The 18312-nt window shown below is 71.3% G+C and carries 15 protein-coding genes; 7 read left to right on the top strand and 8 right to left on the bottom strand.

The window, feature by feature from the left end; all coding sequences use genetic code 11:
- Positions 1–172: 172 nt before the first annotated feature.
- From QMK28_RS23205 to QMK28_RS23195, 3 genes are all read left to right on the top strand, one after another.
- Positions 173–1531 (top strand): tetratricopeptide repeat protein, encoded by a 1359-nt coding sequence (locus QMK28_RS23205; RefSeq protein ID WP_326441092.1) that lies wholly within the window; start codon positions 173–175, stop codon positions 1529–1531.
- Entirely contained in the window at positions 1528–3255 is a 1728-nt protein-coding gene (locus tag QMK28_RS23200) for a nickel/cobalt transporter (protein WP_326441089.1), read from the top strand. The genes QMK28_RS23205 and QMK28_RS23200 overlap by 4 nt, the downstream gene beginning before the upstream one ends.
- A gap of 291 nt (positions 3256–3546) precedes the next feature.
- On the top strand, positions 3547–4014 hold the full coding sequence (locus QMK28_RS23195) for an IS3 family transposase (RefSeq protein WP_326441086.1): 468 nt from the start codon (positions 3547–3549) through the stop codon (positions 4012–4014).
- A gap of 129 nt (positions 4015–4143) precedes the next feature.
- Here the strand turns inward: QMK28_RS23195 and QMK28_RS23190 are convergent, their stop codons facing one another.
- From QMK28_RS23190 to QMK28_RS23165, 6 genes are all read right to left on the bottom strand, one after another.
- Positions 4144–4749, bottom strand: coding sequence for an IS630 family transposase (locus QMK28_RS23190; protein ID WP_326441083.1), 606 nt, complete (start codon positions 4747–4749; stop codon positions 4144–4146).
- A 359-nt stretch (positions 4750–5108) separates the two neighbouring features.
- Complete coding sequence (gene exaC, locus QMK28_RS23185; RefSeq protein ID WP_326441080.1) at positions 5109–6632, bottom strand: acetaldehyde dehydrogenase ExaC; 1524 nt, start codon at positions 6630–6632, stop codon at positions 5109–5111.
- Between the two features lie 59 nt (positions 6633–6691).
- On the bottom strand, positions 6692–8008 hold the full coding sequence (locus QMK28_RS23180) for a GAF domain-containing protein (RefSeq protein ID WP_326441078.1): 1317 nt from the start codon (positions 8006–8008) through the stop codon (positions 6692–6694).
- A 225-nt stretch (positions 8009–8233) separates the two neighbouring features.
- Complete coding sequence (locus QMK28_RS23175) at positions 8234–9424, bottom strand: PP2C family protein-serine/threonine phosphatase (RefSeq protein WP_326441074.1); 1191 nt, start codon at positions 9422–9424, stop codon at positions 8234–8236.
- 215 nt (positions 9425–9639) lie between these two features.
- The gene (locus QMK28_RS23170) at positions 9640–10668 is read right to left on the bottom strand and encodes a DUF6114 domain-containing protein (RefSeq protein WP_443050798.1); all 1029 of its coding nucleotides are present in this window, start codon (positions 10666–10668) and stop codon (positions 9640–9642) included.
- A complete protein-coding gene (locus tag QMK28_RS23165) occupies positions 10659–11273 on the bottom strand; it encodes a DUF6230 family protein (RefSeq protein ID WP_326441071.1) in 615 nt (204 codons plus the stop codon). The genes QMK28_RS23170 and QMK28_RS23165 overlap by 10 nt, the downstream gene beginning before the upstream one ends.
- Positions 11274–11444: 171 nt before the next feature.
- On the opposite strand from QMK28_RS23165, the gene QMK28_RS23160 reads away from it, so the two are divergent.
- Positions 11445–12101 carry a TetR/AcrR family transcriptional regulator gene (locus tag QMK28_RS23160; RefSeq protein ID WP_443050797.1) on the top strand — a complete coding sequence of 219 codons (657 nt, stop codon included), beginning with the start codon at positions 11445–11447 and terminating at the stop codon, positions 12099–12101.
- Positions 12102–12183: 82 nt separating this feature from the next.
- On the opposite strand, the gene QMK28_RS23155 is transcribed toward QMK28_RS23160, so the two are convergent.
- Complete coding sequence (locus QMK28_RS23155) at positions 12184–13464, bottom strand: glycoside hydrolase family 18 protein (RefSeq protein ID WP_326441066.1); 1281 nt, start codon at positions 13462–13464, stop codon at positions 12184–12186.
- A 326-nt stretch (positions 13465–13790) separates the two neighbouring features.
- Between QMK28_RS23155 and QMK28_RS23150 the strand changes: the two genes are divergently transcribed.
- The 3 genes from QMK28_RS23150 (at position 13791) to QMK28_RS23140 (ending at position 17633) form a co-directional block, all read left to right on the top strand.
- Positions 13791–14999 (top strand): acyl-CoA dehydrogenase family protein, encoded by a 1209-nt coding sequence (locus tag QMK28_RS23150; protein WP_326441064.1) that lies wholly within the window; start codon positions 13791–13793, stop codon positions 14997–14999.
- Positions 15000–15333: 334 nt separating this feature from the next.
- Entirely contained in the window at positions 15334–16464 is a 1131-nt protein-coding gene (locus QMK28_RS23145) for a hypothetical protein (RefSeq protein WP_326441063.1), read from the top strand.
- 68 nt (positions 16465–16532) lie between these two features.
- On the top strand, positions 16533–17633 hold the full coding sequence (locus QMK28_RS23140; RefSeq protein WP_326441060.1) for a phosphotransferase family protein: 1101 nt from the start codon (positions 16533–16535) through the stop codon (positions 17631–17633).
- A 116-nt stretch (positions 17634–17749) separates the two neighbouring features.
- Here QMK28_RS23140 and QMK28_RS23135 read toward each other — a convergent pair whose 3' ends face one another.
- Positions 17750–18145, bottom strand: coding sequence for a hypothetical protein (locus QMK28_RS23135; RefSeq protein ID WP_326441056.1), 396 nt, complete (start codon positions 18143–18145; stop codon positions 17750–17752).
- Positions 18146–18312 lie beyond the last annotated feature (167 nt).

Raw genomic sequence — 18312 nt, 5'->3', positions numbered from 1 at the left:
GCCGGGCCCGCCGGTGCCGCCGGGCTGAGCAGCAGGGCGGACGGCGGGCCGGCTGACGGACTCACAGCCGACCCGCCGTCGGAACTGCTGACCACCTCACGACCGGCCTGCCCGGCACCGTACGCCGGGCAGGCTGCCGCGCCACCTTCTCCGTCACCCCGGGGGGACTCCCATGACCACCGCTCCGTCGTCCGCTCCACCGCGCCCGGCGGCACCACCCCGCAGACGGCTTCGCGACGCCGGGACGGTCCTGGCCCTGGGCGCGGCTCTGTTCACCGCCGGAGCGCTCGGCCTCTCGCCGGGTGAGCCGGCCTCACAGGCGGCATCCGACGCGAGACCGCCGGCCCGCTCCACCGGCACGGCGCGGGACCGCATCGCCGCTCTCCAGGAACAGTTGCGCCGCACACCGGACAACCACCCCGGCTGGGCGCGGCTCGGCATGGAATACGTACAGCAGGTGAAGACGACCGCCGACCCGACCTACTACCCGAAGGCCGAGAAGTCCCTCCGCCGCTCCCTTTCGTTGCGGCCGGCCGACAACTACACCGCTGAGGTCGGGATGGGCGCATTGGCCGCGGCCCGGCACGACTTCGCCGGCGCGCTGCGCTGGGGCCGCCGGGCCGCGACGACCAATCCGCACAACGCCGCCGCGCAGGGCGTGCTCGGCGACGCGTACACCCAGCTCGGGCGCTACGACGCGTCCTTCCGCGCCGTGCAGCGCATGGTGGACCTGCAACCCGCGACGCCCTCGCTGGCCCGGGCCTCCTACTCCTGGGAACTGCGCGGCGACACCGTGCGCGCCCGCGAACTGATGCGGCGCGCCCTGGACGACGCGTCCGACCCGGCCGACGCGGCGTTCGCCCGCACCAACCTGGCCGGACTCGCGCTGAGCGACGGAGACCCAGCAGCGGCGCTGCGCGAGGTGGAAGAGGGCCTGCGCGCTGCTCCTGCCCTCCCCGCCCTGTTGGAGGCTCGGGCCCGAGCCCATGCAGCGCTCGGGCGCACCGGCCCGGCGGTGCGGGACTACACCGCGGCCATCGCCCGGGTGCCGCAACCGGAGTACGTCATCGCGCTCGGCGAACTCCAGCAGTCCCTCGGCCACAAGGCCAAGGCCCGCGAGCAGTACGACCTCTACCGCTCGCAGGAACGGCTCCTCCGCGCGGCCGGTGTGGCTCTGGACTCCGATGCCACGCTCTTCGAAGCCGACCATGGGAGGCCGGACCGAGCGGTCGCGCTGGGCCGGGCGGCCGTCCGCAGCCGCCCGTTCCTCGCCACCCAGGACGCCTACGCCTGGGCCCTGCACCGCGCCGGTCGCGATACCGAGGCACTCACCTGGTCCGACCGGGCGCTGGCCCTGGGCACGCGCAGCAGCCTGTACCGCTACCACCGGGGCATGATCGAATACGCCCTCGGCGACCGGACCGCGGCGCGGGCCGACCTCCGCACAGCGCTGAAGGACGAACCCCGCTTCCACCCCCTGCACGCGGCAACCGCACGCCGGACGCTCACCCGGATCGGCCACCTCGGATGATCAAGACTCCTCGCCGCGCCCTGCCCCTCATGCTCACCTTCGCCGCCGCCGTCCTGTGCGGCGCACCGGTCGCCGAGGCGCACCCGTTGGGCAACTTCACGGTCAACCACTACGACGGATTCCGGCTCTACCGCGACCGCATCGAGGTCAGCGCGGTCGTCGACCGCGCGGAGATCGCGGCAGCGCAGGAGCGCCCCGCCGTCGACACCGATCACAACGGCACAGTGACGAAGGCCGAACGCGCTGCCCACGCGCAGGGTCAATGCGCTGACCTGCGGCGGAAGGTGACCGCCCAAGTCAACGGCGAGCCCAGCCGCTGGCGCGTCACCGACAGCACCTTCGTCCACCGTCCCGGAGAAGCCGGGCTCACCAGCAGCCGACTGCACTGTGAACTCACCGCCCCGGCCGACCTCGAAGCGCCCGCGACAGTCGTGCTGGCGGACGACTACGACGGCCGGCGCATCGGCTGGCATGAGATGACGGCCCGCGGAACCGGCGTCGAACTGCGCTCCCCGCCGCTGCCGACGACCTCCGTGAGCGATGAACTCCGCCGCTACCCCCAAGACTTGCTCGCCGACCCGCTCGACCAGCGCACCGCGACCTTCGACGTGGCCCCCGCCAGCGGCGGCAGCGCGCCGGTGCTACCGCCCGCACTCCCCGGCGCGGGACCGGTGAGCGCGGCGCTCGCCCACGTCACCGCGCTCTTCGATTCACTGGTGGGCACACGCCATCTAACCCTGTCCGTAGGGCTGTTGGCGCTGCTGCTGTCCCTGGTGCTCGGCGCCTCGCACGCAGCCATGCCCGGACACGGCAAGACCATCATGGCCGCCTATCTCGCAGGCAAACGCGGCAGCGTACGCGACGCGATCACCGTCGGCGCGACCGTCACCTTCACCCACACCGCCGGCGTGCTCATCCTCGGATTCACGCTGCCCTTCGCCACGCATCTGGCCGGCGAGTCCGTCCTGGCCTGGCTGGGAGTAGCCAGCGGCCTGCTGGTCAGCGCGATCGGCATCGGGCTGCTGCGCAACGCACGGGCTGGGCACGCACCTGGGCACCACCACCACGGCCACGGGCACGGGCACCACCACCATCCACACCCACACGGCGCGGGCCATCAGCACACTGAGACCGACCACCTCCACGAGCACCCCCAAGAGGCCGACTTCCCCCAGCCGTCGCCGGCTCGCCTGCCGCGCCGCCGCAGGCTCCGTGCCACACCGGCCGTCCAGACTCCCGGCCCCCTCGCCGTGCTCACCGAGCCCGCCGAAACCGACAGCGGTCACCCAGCGCACCGGCGGGCCCACGAGCACCCCGCCACCGATACACCCGCTGCTCCCAATCGCTCCGGCGCCCATGACCATCAGCACCCAGCCCGCCGCACACGCCGCGGCCTCATCGGTGTCGGCATCGCAGGCGGCCTCGTACCCAGCCCCTCCGCCCTCGTGGTGCTCCTCGGCGCCATCGCCCTGGGACGTACCGCGTTCGGAATCCTGCTGGTCCTGGGATACGGCCTCGGCATGGCCCTGACGCTCACCGCGGCAGGCATCGCGCTCGTACGCTTCAGGGACGCCATCGCCGACTCGCCCCGCCTGCAACGCCTCGCGGGATTCTCCCTCCTCGCGCGACTCAACCGGTGGGGGCCCACCCTCACCGCATGCCTCGTCCTCGCCGTCGGGGCCGGCCTCACCGCCCGAGCGCTGAGCTTGTCTTTTCAGGTCTGACCTCGAACGATGCCCCGAACTCGATCGCCCGGAAGGGGAATCACCGGACGTGGACACGGCCTTCGCCCGATCCTGTGCTCCGACCAAGGACGCACCCGACCAGAACGAAGACCGTGGGGGAACGAGTTTGCTGCATCACGATGTCCAGGGGGAGCCGTTCGTTGTGGCGTGAGGGGCCCCGAAGTTTCCGGACATGGACCCAATAGGGTTGTCCTGTCAAGGAAATGAGGAAGCGCGAAGTGGCACCGCCCAGCAAGTACACCCCGGAGTTCCGCGAGGAATCGGTGCAGTTTGCAGACCGGCGAAGGATGGCTGTATCTCGCGACCGTAATCGACTGCTGCACCAAGGAAGTTATCGGCTACGCGATGGATGATCACTACCAAACTCCCCTCATATCCCGGGCCATCCGCAACGCGGCGCGGAACAGGAAGCTCGCCAAGGGTGCGATATTCCACTCTGATCGCGGCAGTAATTACATGTCAGCCGAGTTCGGGCAGACGCTGAAGCAGCACGGGCTCCGCAGATCTTCCGGGCGCACCGGAATCTGTTACAACAACGCGATGGCCGAATCATTCTTCGGTGCCCTGAAGAACGAGCGGGTTTCCCGCATGACTTACCTGGCCCGAGAGGCCGCCCGACAGGACATCACCCGATACATCGAACTCTGGTACAATCACAGGCGTCTCCACTCGGCTGTCGGATACCGCCCTCCGCGAGAAGTCCACGCCGAATATTCGGAGTTGCGAATAGTCGCGTGAAATAAACAGTCAGATCACTGTCCGGAAAACGCGAGGCGCCTCACAGCTGGCCGCCGGCCTACGCCACAACGCCCGCGACGCCACCCGGGCCCTCACCCTCCTCGGCATCACATGATCACGAACTGGACATCACCCGACTTTGACGAAGCCCTGCGCCAGCCACGCCTTCACGTCCGGAGTAGTGTGCGTAGACAGGTTGTCCAGCACAATGTGGATCTCCTTCCCGGCATGCGGCTTCACTGCCTCCTTCAGGAACGCCAGGAACGTCGCGCCATTCCGGTTCGGCCGGCATTCGCCGAGCATCTCGCCGGTGCCGACGTTCAGCGCGGCGAGCAGGTTCGTGGTGCCGTGCCGCACATAATCGTGGGTGCGCTTCTCGCTCGCCGCGAAGGTCACGGGTAGCACCGGCTGGGTCCGGTCCAGGGCTTGTACCTGCGTCTTCTCGTCGATCGACAGCACCACCGCCCCACCGGGCGGGTCGAGGTACAGCCCGACGACATCGGCGACCTTCTCCGCGAACGCCGGGTCTTTCGAGATCTTGAAGGTGCCCGAGCGGTGCGGCTTCAGGTTCTCCTCGCGCCAGATGCGGGCGATGTAATGCCACGACACCGAGATGCCCTCCCGCCGCTTCAGATGATCGGCGAGCGTCTGCGTCGACCAGTGCGACAGGCCGGAATCCGCCGGCGGCGACATCCTCGTCAGAGCAATCACCCGGGCCCGCACGCGCGGCGGCACCTGCGTAGCAGGAATCTCTTTCTGGCTTGCCTCGGGTGTCGACCCCGCGGAGTGTGCGCGCCGGGCCGGACAGAGCATCCAGGTCCTCTTCCGTTACTACGCCAAGTTCCTGGCCGAGGCGCGGAATCATGCCAACAGCCTGATAGAGAAGTCGATGCGGCGGTGGGAGGGATCGGACGACACCGCGCAGGACACGTGAGGCGGCCCTTGGCCCGGACATGCCCCGGAACAGCTGGTCGGAGGTGGGATAGGGGTGGGAGATATCGGGAGTTACCTCGTATCTCGCTGCATGGGCTAGATGCGTGCCATGAAGGGCGCCTGACAGGTAAAGCACCTGTTCAGGCGCCCTTTTCAGGCGTCTAGAAGAAGCCCAGCTTCTTCGCCGAGTACGACACCAGCAGGTTCTTCGTCTGCTGGTAGTGGTCCAGCATCATCTTGTGGTTCTCGCGTCCCATGCCGGACTGCTTGTAGCCGCCGAAGGCCGCGTGCGCGGGGTAGGCGTGGTAGCAGTTCGTCCACACCCGGCCCGCCTGGATGGCGCGTCCCGCCCGGTAGGCGGTGGTGCCGTCGCGGGTCCATACGCCCGCGCCCAGGCCGTAGAGCGTGTCGTTGGCGGTCTCGATGGCGTCGTCGTACTCGGCGAACGAGGTCACGGCGACCACCGGGCCGAAGATCTCCTCCTGGAAGACCCGCATGCGGTTGTCGCCCTCGAAGATCGTGGGCTGCACGTAGTAGCCGCCGGACAGTTCTCCGCCCAGGTCCACCCGCTCGCCGCCGGTCAGCAGCTTGGCGCCTTCCTGCCGGCCGATGTCCAGGTAGGAGAGGATCTTCTCCAGTTGGTCGTTCGACGCCTGCGCGCCCATCATCGTGGTGGTGTCCAGCGGGTGGCCCTGGACGATCTTCTCGGTGCGGGCGACCGCGTCGGCCATGAACTCGCGGTAGTGGCCCTGCTGGACGAGGGCGCGGGACGGGCAGGTGCACACCTCGCCCTGGTTGAGGGCGAACATCGTGAAGCCTTCGAGGGCCTTGTCGTAGAAGTCGTCGTCGGCGGCGGAGACGTCGTCGAAGAAGATGTTGGGGCTCTTGCCGCCGAGTTCCAGCGTCACCGGACGCAGGTTCTCGCTGGCGTACTGCATGATCAGCCGCCCGGTGGTGGTCTCGCCGGTGAAGGCGACCTTTGCGACCCGGGGGCTGCGGGCCAGCGGCTTGCCGGCCTCCACGCCGAAGCCGTTGACGATGTTCACCACGCCCGGCGGCAGCAGGTCGGCGATCAGGCTCATCCAGTAGTGGATGGAGGCGGGGGTCTGCTCGGCGGGCTTGATCACCACGCAGTTCCCGGCGGCCAGCGCCGGGGCCAGCTTCCATGTGGCCATCAGGATCGGGAAGTTCCACGGGATGATCTGCGCGACGACGCCCAGCGGCTCATGGAAGTGGTAAGCGACCGTGTCCTCGTCCACCTCGGACAGGCTGCCCTCCTGGGCCCGGATCGCGCCCGCGAAGTACCGGAAGTGGTCGATCGCGAGCGGGATGTCGGCCGCCAGCGTCTCGCGGACCGGCTTGCCGTTCTCCCAGGTCTCCGCGACCGCCAGCTTCTCCAGGTTCTCCTCCATCCGGTCGGCTATCCGGTTGAGTACGGACGCCCGCTCGGCCGGGGCGGTGCGGCCCCAGGCGGGGGCGGCTGCATGGGCGGCGTCCAGCGCGTGCTCGACGTCCTCCTCGGTGCCCCGGGCCACCTCGGTGAAGTTGACCCCGTTGATCGGGCTCGGGTTCTCGAAGTACAGCCCCCGCTTGGGCGCGACGAACTCGCCGCCGATCCAGTGGTCGTAGCGGGGCAGGTAGGACATGATCGCGCCATCGGACCCGGGCGCGGAATATCGAGTCATGGGGCGGCCTCCCATTGGTGTGCCGCACGCTCCGGCGGCGGGCGGCGATGGCCGCGAGGCTAGCCGCGGGAACGTTGCGCCAAGGTTGCGGCGGCGCGACCCGGCCCGTGGCCGGGCGCGTCGAGGTCGTACGCGGTCCGCAGCCCCGCGATCCGCGAGGTCACGGCGGTCCGCTGGGCCGCTCGCGGGGGCAGCGCCGCCAACAGGCCCTCCTGTACCTCCAGGTCGTCCTCGCCCCAGGAGGTGTCGGCCCAGAGCTGGAGCAGTGCGGGGTCACGGGCGTCCAGCAGCCGGCGGCGCAGTCCGTCCTCGACGAGCCGGCGCAGCCGGCGGATGCCCGGCGCCTCCGAGCGGGGCAGCAGCGGGCCGCCGTAGCCCCGGAAGGCGGCTTCGAGCTCTCCCGCTTCGCAGTCCCGGGTCACCGCGTCGAAGTCGGCGTGCACCGGGGAGAGCAGCCGGTAGGGGCGGGAGACCAGCAGCGGCCCCACCAGGTGGCGCAGCCGCGACAGTTCGGCGCGCAGGGTCACCGCGGTGCAGGACTGCTCGCCGTACAGCAGCAGCCCGAGTTGGTCTCCGGTCAGCCCCTCCGGGTGGCAGGCCAGCAGGACGATGATCTCGCTGTGCCGCCGGCCCAGGCGTAAGCGCCGTCCGTCGGTCACGAGCAGCGCCTCGTCGCGCCCCAGCGCGGTGAGCGCGACCCGCGGGAGCGTCACGGAGTCGGCCGCGGCGGCGAGTTGGGCCTCGACCGCGCGGGCGGTGGCCTGCACCAGCGCGAGGCTGTGCGGGCTGGCCAGGTGGTCGCCGCCGGTGATGTCCACCGCGCCCAGCAGCCGTCCGGTCCTGGTGTCGTGCACCGGGGCCGCAGCGCAGGTCCAGGGCTGCACCATCCGGTTGTAGTGCTCGGCGGCGAAGACCTGCACCGCGTGGTCGAGGGTGAGCGCGGTGCCGGGGGCGTTGGTGCCCGCGTGCCGCTCGTCCCAGCGGGCGCCGGGGACGAAGTTTATCCGCTCGGCCTTCCGCCGCACCCCGGCGTGGCCCTCGACCCACAGCATCCGGCCGTGCTCGTCGCAGACCGCCAGCAGATGCGCGCCGTCCTGCGCGATGGTCCCCAGCAGCTCACGGAACATCGGCATGGCGCGGGCGAGCGGGTGCGCGTCCCGGTAGGCGGCCAGTTCGGCGTCGCCCAGGTCGATGGGCGCGAGGCTCTCCGGCGCGACGCGGGCGTCCGCCGAGCGCCGCCAGGACTCGGCGACGACCCGCCGGACCGGCGCCGCGATGGAACCGCCGGTCAGGAACGCCTCGTGGGCGCGGCGCACCTCCCGGGTACGTTCCACCGGGTCGGCCCCGGACTCCATCGCCAGCCATGGGTTGAGCACTGCGCCCCCTCCGCGTCGGATCGGGAACGGGCGCGTCCGGTCTCCGGTGGCGGCCCGTCCCCCGATCGTCCCCTTTCGCGGAGAGCCGGTAAAGGGCTGGACCGGGCAGGGTGTTCATCGAGCGCGGATCGCCGCCGGTCCCGTGCGGCGCTCGGCAGCGTTGGCCGCCGCACGCCGCACGCCGCACGCCGCACGCCGCACGCCGCACGCCGCGCCCGCTCCGGGCTACGCGTCCGCCTGCCCGATCACCAGCACCGCCACGTCGTCCGCGAGCTGCCCGCCCGTGTAGGCGTCCAGGTCCGCTTGCAGCCGTTGGAGCAGCTCGGGTGTGGGGAGGGCGGCCCAGTCGGTCAGCCGGTCGGCGAGCGGGTAGAAGACGCCGTCGGCGTCGCGCGCCTCGGTCACTCCGTCCGTGCAGGTGAACAGCCGGGCGTCGGGCGGCAGCACGACGTGCTGCGCGGTGCGCGGCTGCCCGGACAGCTCGCCGAGGCCGAGCGGCAGACCGGGATCGGCCGGTTCCAGCTCGCAGACGGTCCCGTCGGCGCCGATGAGGAAGGGCGCGACGTGACCGCAGCCGATGAAGACCATCGGAACGCCGCCGGCGGTGCCGTCGTCGGCAGTGTCCCCGGGGGCGGACCAGTCGCCCGCGCCGTCGCTCCCGGTGCCGGTGTCGGTGCCGCTGTTGGTGCCGAAGACCAGGGCCGTGACGAACCGCTCCTCGGAGCCGCTCTCCTCCGGCCCCGCCGCCGCCTCGCCCGCCTCGCTCTCGCCGCCCGACTCGGCGGCGGACGCGTTGTACCGCCAGAGCCCCTGCTCCATGGCCTGCACGCCGCTCTCCAGACTGCTGCGGTGGAAGGCCGCCTCGCGGAACGCCGTCAGCACGGCCGCGCCCGCGCCCAGCGTGCCCAGCCCCTTCCCGCGTACGTCCCCGATGAGCACCCGCGCCCCGTGCGGCGTGTCCACCGCGTCGTAGATGTCCCCGCCCACCAGTGCGTCCCGCTGCGCCGAGACGTAGAAGCCGTCGACCAGCAGATGCCGGGTCCTGAGCGGGAGCTTGCGCAGCAGGGCGCGCTGGGCCGCCTCGCCGGTGTCCCGTATCCGCTCCAGCAGATCCTCGCGGTCGGCCCTGAGCTTGGCGACGGCGATGCTCGCGCCGACCATGAGGGCGTTGCCGAGGACGGCCGCGACCCGGTTGACGGGGGAGTTGCTCGCGGGCAGCAGGGCGTGGGTGGTGGCCATGATGACGAAGTCGAGCGTGCCGAGAAAGATGGTCTGCCGGTAGGTGCACAGGGCCGCCGCCGTCATCGGGGCGACCGCGGCGAAGACGTCCAGCCGCAGGCTCTGCGGGGTGACCGTGTCGATGAAAACGACCAGGGCGAGGTAGAGGAGCAGCAGGAGGAAGATGCTGCTGCCCACCCAGGGAGCGTTGAGCTCCTGCTTCAGGCGCGCGCGGGACGTCCTCGGCACTTCTGGGAGACCTCCGCGTCCGGGTGTGTCTTCGGAACGGCACGGGACGGTCTCAGGCTTGCACGGTCCCTCACGGTCAGCGACCGCAGCGCCCCCGCCGGGCCCGGGGGCGGGCGGCCGGTGGGAGCGCTGCGGGGGCGGAGGCGGGAGCGGCCCGCCGGGGGTCAGGCGCGGGTGCCCAGGGTCAGGCCGTCGGCGACGATCCGGTCCGAGGTGACGAGGGCCTGCTCGGCGTCCACGTCCGTCATGAACACGAATGGCGGTACGACCGGGGGTACCGGCAGCCGGTCGGGGGTGAAGGTCAGGCAGATCAGGCCCTCCAGGCAGCCGCTGAAGCGGGTGAGGTAGAGGGTCACGTCGCCGCTCAGGTCGAGTGAGTCCGCGCCGAGGGCGAGCTCCCGGCCGCCGTCGCGCGTCGTGAGCCGGTAGTCGGTCAGGGACGCGGCCTTCATCTTGAGCACCATGACCTTGAGCGGCCCGTCGGCGGTCGGCACACTCGTCACGCCGGCGAGCAGGAAGCCCTTCGGCGCGAAGAGCGTGGTGGTCACCGTGGGCGGGACGTTCGGCGCGACGACGCCGTCCGCCGCCCGCAGCGTGTCGGCAGGGGGATCAGCGGCGGCGGGGGCGCCGACCGCCGCGAGGAGGACGACGGGCAGTACGGACGCCAGCGTGCGGTGCCCCGGCCGGTCTCCCGGGGACGGCAGCCGGGCCGCTGTCCCGGAATGCGTCGCCCCGTCCTCCCCGGTGCCGGACTCGCTCCCGGACTCGCGGCCCGGCTCGCTCGCGGATTCGGGTTCCGCGTCGGCCGCCGCCGGGGTCCAGCCGAACCCCATCGCGCTGCCCGCGACGCCCAGCAGCATGCCGACCAGGAATCCGCCCAGGTTCGTGGCCGCGAACGAGAGCACCGACAGCAGCAGCGCGTTGATGCTGACGTAGTGCCGCGACTGCGGCATGAACCACAGGAACAGCCCGGCGACGATCAGCGCCAGCCCGATCCCGATCGCGGCCAGTCCGCCCAGCCCCAGGCTGACCAGCACGGTGAGCGGTGACAGCGGGATCGCGAGCAGCTCCGCGCCGCCGAGCATGAGCAGCAGTCCGGCCCAGAACGGTCTGGTGCGCCGCCACTTGCGCAGCACCCGCCGCCGTTCGCGCAGCGGGAGCCGCTCGTCGAGCCACCCCGGAGTCAGAAGCACTTCTTGCCGTCCATGTTCACATCGACCCGTAGTCCCTTCAGCCGGAAGTTCCCGCCGGTGGCCGACCAGGCGTGGGACCTGACCCCGGCGACCGTGATGTCCCCGGCCTGCAGCCCGAACTTCCCGACCGGGCCCTTGACCCCGGGCACCTCGTCGAGCGTCGAGGCGTCCCGTCCGATCTGGGCGGTGCCGAAGCGGGCGTCGCCGGTCAGGTCCTCGGCGTCGATGATGAGGTTGCTGGCGGTGACCTTGCCCGCGTCCCCGCCGGCCGTCAGCTTGAACACCACGTCGCCCAGCGGGGTCTTGACCTCGGCGGCCTGGCAGATGTCGGACAGGGTGGCGCTGCCTATGCCGAGCAGGGCGACGGGATGGCCCTTGCCGTCGACGGAGCGGTCGGTCTCGACGTACGAGGCGAGGCCCTTGCTGGACAGCTCGCCGGACGCGACCTGGAAGCTGGTGCCGGAGACGGCGAAGGACGCGGCCAGCGCGCCCTGGGCCATCACCGCCGCCAGTGCTCCGACGGCCAGCAGGGCGGGGACGGCGACAACCGCCGTCTTCTTCCAGGCTGTTCTGCCTTCCGGCAACTGACGCTGCGCTGTGCTCACTGCTTCCTCCCTGGGGGCAGCGGACCGGTCGGCCGCCGGGGCGGCCGTGGATACGTGCGGTGGCGCAGGGGGTGCGGGGTGGATCTCCGGCGGGACGGCGTCGCGGCCGGCGCGGTGCGGGACTCTGCCATACTGCGGATTTCCCGTGGCAGTTGGAGACTAGGGCCGGTTTTGAATAATAGTCAACAGCGCGGACCAGGTACGGACCCAGCTGTGCGCGGCAGCGAGCGATCCCAGGCGCGCCGCGCTGAACTCATCGCGACCGGAAGGAAGTTGTTCGCCGACACCTCCTACGACGCGCTGTCCATGGACGACATCGCCAGGCAGGCGGGCGTCGCGAAGGGGCTGATCTACTACTACTTCAAGAACAAGCGCGGCTACTACCTCGCGATCATCGAGGAGTCCGTCGCCGAGCTGGTGATCCGCGCGAGCAGCACGCACGATCTGCCTCCCGTGGAGCGGGTGCACCGCACCATCGACGGGTATCTGCGCTACGCCCAGCACCACCAGGCCGCGTACCGCGCGATCGTCACCGGCGGCGTCGGCTTCGACGCCGAGGTCATCGCCATCCGGGATCAGGTGCGCGAACAGCTCCTAGGGGCGATAGCCCGCGGTGCGTGGGGACGCCGGGAGGCCCCGCTGCTCGCCCGCACCGCACTGATCGGCTGGCTGTCCGGGGTGGAGGGCGTCACGCTCGACTGGCTGGAGCACCAGGAGCTGGAGCGGGACACCGTCCGGTCGCTGCTGGTGCGCGGCCTGGGGGACACCCTGCGGGCCATCGAGGACTTCGACCCGAGCTGCCCGGCGCCGCGCTCGCCGGTGGAATGAGCGGGGAACCGGTCGTCGGTTCCCCGCCCTGCATGTCGGGCTCCGTCGGGCGGCGCTGTCGCCCGACGGCCCGCTCACCCGGTTACTTGATCGCCTTGATCAGCTCACCGTTGGCGGTGTCGCCGCTGAGCTCCCAGAAGAAGGCGCCGCCGAGGCCCTGCGACTTCGCGTAGTTCATCTTCCCGCCGATGGTGCTCGGGGTGTCGTAGCTCCACCACTGGTTGCCGCAGTGCGCGTACGCCGTCCCGCCGACCGTCCCGTTGGCCGGGCAGCGGGTTTTGAGGTCCTTGTAGTCCTCGATGCCGGCCTCGTACTTGCCGGGGGCCGCGCCGGTGGCGGTGCCGCCCGGCGCCTTCTGCGTCACGCCGGTCCAGCCGCGCCCGTAGAAGCCGAGGCCGAGCAGCAGCTTCTCGGAGGTCACGCCCAGGCTCTTGAGCTTGGCCATGGTGGTGCTGGTGTCGAATCCCTTGGTGGGGATGCCGGTGTACGACGTCAGCGGGGAGTGCGGAGCGGTCGGCCCCTTGGCCGCGAACGCGCCGAAGTAGTCGTACGTCATCGGGTTGTACCAGTTGACGTACTGGGCGGCCCCGGCGTAGTCGGCGGCGTCGATCTTGCCGCCGGCGGTGCCGTCCGCGGTGATGGCCGCGGTGACCAGGTTGCTCTGGCCGAACTTCGAACGCAGCCCGGACATCAGCTTCTTGAAGGCGTCCCGGCCGCTGGTGTCGCAGCTCAGGCCGCAGGCGTTGGGGTACTCCCAGTCGATGTCGATCCCGTCGAAGACATCGGCCCAGCGCGGGTCCTCGACCAGCTTGTAGCAGGAGTCGGCGAAGGCCGAGGGGTTCTTGGCCGCCTCACCGAAGCCGCCCGACCAGCTCCAGCCGCCGAACGACCAGATGACCTTGAGGTTGGGGTGCAGCTTCTTCAGCTTGCGCAGCTGGTTGAAGTTGCCGCGCAGCGCTCCGGCGTCCCAGGTGTCGGCCTTGCCGTCGACACTGCCGGCCGCGTCGTACGCCTTGTCGTAGTCGGCGTAGGAGTCGCCGATCCGGCACTTGCCGCCGGTGACGTTGCCGAAGGCGTAGTTGATGTGCGTGAGCTTGCCGGCCGACCCGGAGGTCTCGATGTTCTTGACGTGGTAATTGCGCTCGTAGGTACCCCAGTTGGTGAAGTAACCCACCACTTTATTGGCCGCGGCGGGGGCCGCGGCGGCACCGGTCGAGCGGGTGGACTCCGCGGCGCGAGTGGGGGTGCTCGCCCCGTCTGCGGAGGCCGGTCCTGCGAGCAGTACGGCGGCCACGGCCGTCGTACTGAGTGCGGCGATGGTGGCGACCAGGGCGCCTGGTCGTCCTTCACGTGGTCCGAGCATGTCTCTCCTCGTTTTCGAGAGGCGGGGGGTGCCGCTTGACCTGCGTTCGGCTTTGGCATGAACGCGAAGAGATTTACGGGGGAACCGTAGAAGGACTAGACCAGCGTGGTCAATGGTTTGGACCAATCTTGTACTACCTCGCATCCCCGGAGGCCGAACCGTGACGGGAGGCCGCCGATCGGGCATACTCCAATCGGCCACAGCCGCTGGTCAGCCCCCGTCGCGATCCGACGAGGCAGCATCGGTTGGGCAGCAGTACCCCGGCGGCGCCGCCACACCCTTGAGCGGCCGCCGCCCTTGTGCCCGACAGGGAGGAGTGCGCCCTCATGCCCGACCACGGCCCGCAGCCGGTGGAACGCCAACTGCCCACTGAGGAAGCCCGGGACCTCATGGTCCTCGTCCGCGAGCTGTGCCGGCGGGAGATCAAGCCGCGGGCGGCCGAGGAGGAGGACACGGGCGCTTTCCCCCGTGACGTCTTCACCCAGCTCTCCGAATCCGGACTGCTCGCGCTGCCCTACGCCGAGGAACACGGCGGCGGCGGCCAGCCGTACGAGGTCTACCTCCAGGTGCTCGAAGAACTGGCCGCGGCCCGCCTCACCGTCGGGCTGGGCGTCAGCGTGCACAGCCTGGCCTGCCACGCCCTCGCCGGATACGGCACCAAGGAGCAGCAGGCCGAACACCTGCCCGCGATGCTCAGCGGCGGCCTGCTCGGCGCGTACTGCCTCTCCGAGCCCTCCTCCGGCTCCGACGCGGCTTCGCTGCGCACCCGTGCGGTCCGCGGCGCGGGCGACGGCGGTGACGGGGACAGCGCCGACGGCGATGACGGCTGGACCATCAGCGGCACCAAGGCGTGGATCACCCACGGCGGCATCGCGGACTTCTACACCGTGCTGGCCCGTACTGGCGGCGAGGGCCCGCGCGGCATCAGCGCCTTCCTCGTCCCCGGCGACGCCCGGGGCCTCTCGGCGGCCCCGCCCGAGCGCAAGATGGGCATGAAGGGCTCGCCGACCGCCCAGCTGCACTTCGACGGAGTGCGGGTGCCGGACGCCCGCCGCGTCGGCGAGGAGGGCCAGGGCTTCGCCATCGCCCTCTCCGCGCTCGACTCGGGCCGGCTGGGGATCGCCGCCTGCGCCATCGGCGTCGCCCAGGCCGCGTTGGACGAGGCGCTCGCCTACACGGCGGGGCGGCAGCAGTTCGGCCGCCCGATCGCCGATTTCCAGGGGCTGCGCTTCATGCTCGCCGACATGGCCACCAAGGTGGAGGCCGGCCGCGCGCTCTATCTGACCGCCGCGCGGCTGCGCGACGCCGGGCGGCCCTTCTCCAAGCAGGCCGCCATGGCCAAACTGTTCTGCACGGACACCGCGATGGGCGTCACCACCGACGCCGTCCAGCTCCTGGGAGGCTACGGCTACACCCTCGACTTCCCGGCCGAGCGCTATATGCGCGAGGCCAAGGTGCTGCAGATCGTCGAGGGCACCAACCAGATCCAGCGGATGGTCATCGCCCGCCACATCGCGGGCCCCGAGAGCCGCTGAGGGAACCGCGGGCGTGCCCCGCCCGTTGAATCCAGTGAGGCCCCGCGCCGTCCCCCGTGCGCGGGGCCTCACCAACTCCGTACGTGAACTGCCCGGCGCGCGGCCGTGATCGCCCCGGAGCGCGCGTCGCGGACGGGACGCCGCCGGTTGCCGCGCGCCTGCGATGCGCGGACCGCCTCACGCGCAGGATGCCGTGCACGGGTATGGCCCCTTGACGCCAAACTGACGTACCGTCAATTTCCGCCGCCGGGCCGTACCCCCGGGCGACGCCGCCCCGCTCGTACCCCGCCCGGCATCCCGGCGCGGGGCCGAACTCGCGTCCAGGAGGCAGCTCGTGGCCGACCGGCCGATCCCGCTCGACGAATACCCCATCCACCAGGCACCGCTGTCCATGCGGCACGTCGTGACCGGCGATCGCAACGCCTACGACCGCTGCATCTTCCAGGTCTTCGACCACGCGGGCCGCGCCCTGCTCATCGTCGGGCTGGGCGTCTACCCCAACACCGGCGTCATCGACGCCTACGCCACCCTGCGGCTGGGTGAGCGGATCATCGCCGTGCGCGCCTCCGACGCGCTCGGGGACGACCGGATGAACCTCGGCGTCGGCCCGCTGCGCATCACCGTCGACGAGCCCCTCAAACGCATCTCGCTGCACTGCGACGCGGACCCCGGCGACCCCGACGGCCTGTCGTACGACCTCCAGTGGGCCGCCGACTTCCCCGCCGTCTGGGAGCCGCACCACGTCCAGCGCCGCGGCGACCGGCTGATGCTCGAAGGCCGCAGGTTCGTCCAGGCCGGCGGCTGCACGGGCGTCATCCGCGTCGACGGCGCCGAACTGCCCGTCACCGCGGGGGAGTGGACCGCTACCCGCGACCGCAGCTGGGGTGTTCGGCCCATCCCCGGCGAGGAGGGCGGGCGCGCCGACGAGGAGCACCGGCCCGAGGGATTCCACTGGATCTGGTGCCCGGTCCGCTTCGACGACCGGTTCATGATGGTCGTCGTGCAGGAGGACGCCGACGGCTTCCGCAATCTGAGCGACGCGCTGCTGGTGCACCCCGAGGGCAGCGGCCTGCCCGACACCCAACTCGGCTGGCCGCAAACGGACATCAGCTACCGCTCCGGCACCCGCCACCCGGAACGCGCTGTCGTCCACCTCACCGATTCCGCCCGCAAACCCTTCGAGCTGACCGCCGAGATCCTCACCTCCTCCCCGCTCGCCGTCGGCGCCGGCTACCCGCCCGCCGAGGACTGGCAGCACGGCACCTGGCGCGGGCGCGGCTGGACCGACCGGCGGGGCTACGACCTCAGCGACCCCGCGGCTCACCCGATGGCCGCGTACGGCGTCATCGACCACTCGGCCCGCTTCACCCTCGACGGGCAGGTCGGGTACGGGATCTTCGAGCACGGCAGCTTCGGCCGGCACGACCCGAGCGGCTTCACCGGTTACGCATCCACGGCTCCCTGACCGAGCGCGGCCCGGCCGGCCCGCCGCGCCGGCCGGTTCCGCCTCCGACGCCACCGCGAGGACCCGCCATGACCTCAGCACCCCGCCCGCGCACCACCACCCGCGACCCCGACGAACTCGCCCGGCGGCTCACCGACTGGCTCGGCGCCCGGATTCCCGGTGCGAGCGTCTCCGGAGCGAGCGTCCCGGCCTCCAACGGCATGTCCAGCGAGACGCTGCTCTTCGACATCGACCACCCGGACCCGGCCGCGCTGCCCGTACGGTCCTGCGCGCTGCGGCTGGCCGCCGACCCGGCCGCGTACGCCGTCTTCCCCGCGTACGACATGGTCCGGCAGTACCGCACGATGCGGTGCGTCGCCGAGCACAGCGACGTCCCGGTGCCGCGCGTGTTCTGGCTGGAGGAGGACTCAGGGCCGCTGGGCGCGCCCTTCTTCGTGATGGAGCGGGTGGACGGCCGGGTGCCGCCCGACGTCATGCCCTACACCTACGAGGGCAACTGGCTGCACGCCGCGAGCGACGCGGAGCGCGACCGCCTCGAAGCGGCCACCGTCTCGGTCATCGCCCGCCTGCACGACCAAATCCCGCTGGAGGAAGCCGGGTTCCTCGCCACGTCGGGGACCGGAAGCCCGCTGCGGCAGCACGTCGAGGCCCAACGCGCCTATTACGCCTGGGTCGTCGACGGCAAGTCCCGCTCACCCCTCATCGAGGCGGCCTTCGAGTGGCTGGAGGCGAACTGGCCCGCCGACCCCGGACCCACCGTGCTGAACTGGGGCGACGCCCGGATCGGCAACATCGTCTACGACGGCTTCGAGCCCGCCGCCGTGCTCGACTGGGAGATGGCCGCCCTCGGACCGCGCGAACTCGACCTCGGCTGGACCGTCTACCTGCACCGCTTCTTCCAGGACCTCACCGAGGGCTCCGGAATGCCGGGCCTGCCGGACTTCCTGCGCCGCGACAGCATCGAGCAGCGGTACGCGAAACTCACCGGCCACACGCCGCACGACATGGACTTCCACACGCTGTACGCGGCATTGCGGCACGCGGTGGTGATGCTGCGGATCGCCTACCGGCAGATCCACTTCGGCGAGGTGCCACTGCCCGCGGACCCCGACTCGCTGATCATGCACAGGGCGAGCCTGGAGGCGATGCTGGAGGGTCGCTACTGGTAGGGGCGTCGCGCCGGCGCGGCTGCTCGTGCGGTGACCGGATGGCCGGCCGGCGGACGGGTGTCCTCAATCGCCTGGGGGCGCCTCCCGGCCGAAGGCTGGGGGAGGGCTGAATTCGGTCAGCGTCCGCTCTGCCGCTGCTGCGGGACCCGGACGACCGGGCGGGAGCCCGGTCCGGCGCGGTGCGAGAACGGCTGGGTTCGCCAGTCGAGGCCCTCGGGCAGCGTCAGCAGCAGCGCCGCGTCCTGCTCCAGCGCCGCCAGCGACTCGTCCGCGGGCACCGCGTCCGCCACCCCGCGCCCCGACCCCGGGCAGACCGTCAGGCCGAAGGGATTCCAGGGCGTCGGGCACAGCGCGTGCTCCGGCAGTACGTCCTCGTCGGCGAGCAGTGCGATCGGACGCGCGCAGTCCGGGCAGCTCACCCGGAACATCTCGTAGGTCTCGTACGCGCTGTCCTCGGCGTCGTCGGGCGCCTGCAGGACGTCAAGTCCGGGCTCCTGCTTGAGACTCCGCATGTTGTTCTCCCCCTTGGTGGGCCGACAAGGCGCTACGGCCTCGACCACAGCAAGCAATTCCCATCGCACCCCGCGCGTAATCACCACACCCCGATGGACACGGGTACGGCGGTGTGGCCTTCGTCACATGACGGCCGCAGATGCGCGGGGCGCGGGCCGTCCGCTGT

This window comes from Streptomyces sp. H27-D2, assembly GCF_035828615.1.
Lineage (GTDB): Bacteria > Actinomycetota > Actinomycetes > Streptomycetales > Streptomycetaceae > Streptomyces.
Note: the sequence above shows the minus strand (reverse complement) of the source record. Positions and strands in the feature narration are given on the sequence as shown.

Coding starts and splice junctions, on each gene's coding strand:
- QMK28_RS23135 (WP_326441056.1), bottom strand. CDS start 18,145: ATGCGGAGTCTCAAGCAGGAGCCCGGACTTGACGTCCTGCAGGCGCCC.
- QMK28_RS23155 (WP_326441066.1), bottom strand. CDS start 13,464: ATGCTCGGACCACGTGAAGGACGACCAGGCGCCCTGGTCGCCACCATC.
- QMK28_RS23205 (WP_326441092.1), top strand. CDS start 173: ATGACCACCGCTCCGTCGTCCGCTCCACCGCGCCCGGCGGCACCACCC.
- QMK28_RS23140 (WP_326441060.1), top strand. CDS start 16,533: ATGACCTCAGCACCCCGCCCGCGCACCACCACCCGCGACCCCGACGAA.
- QMK28_RS23150 (WP_326441064.1), top strand. CDS start 13,791: ATGCCCGACCACGGCCCGCAGCCGGTGGAACGCCAACTGCCCACTGAG.
- QMK28_RS23200 (WP_326441089.1), top strand. CDS start 1,528: ATGATCAAGACTCCTCGCCGCGCCCTGCCCCTCATGCTCACCTTCGCC.
- exaC (WP_326441080.1), bottom strand. CDS start 6,632: ATGACTCGATATTCCGCGCCCGGGTCCGATGGCGCGATCATGTCCTAC.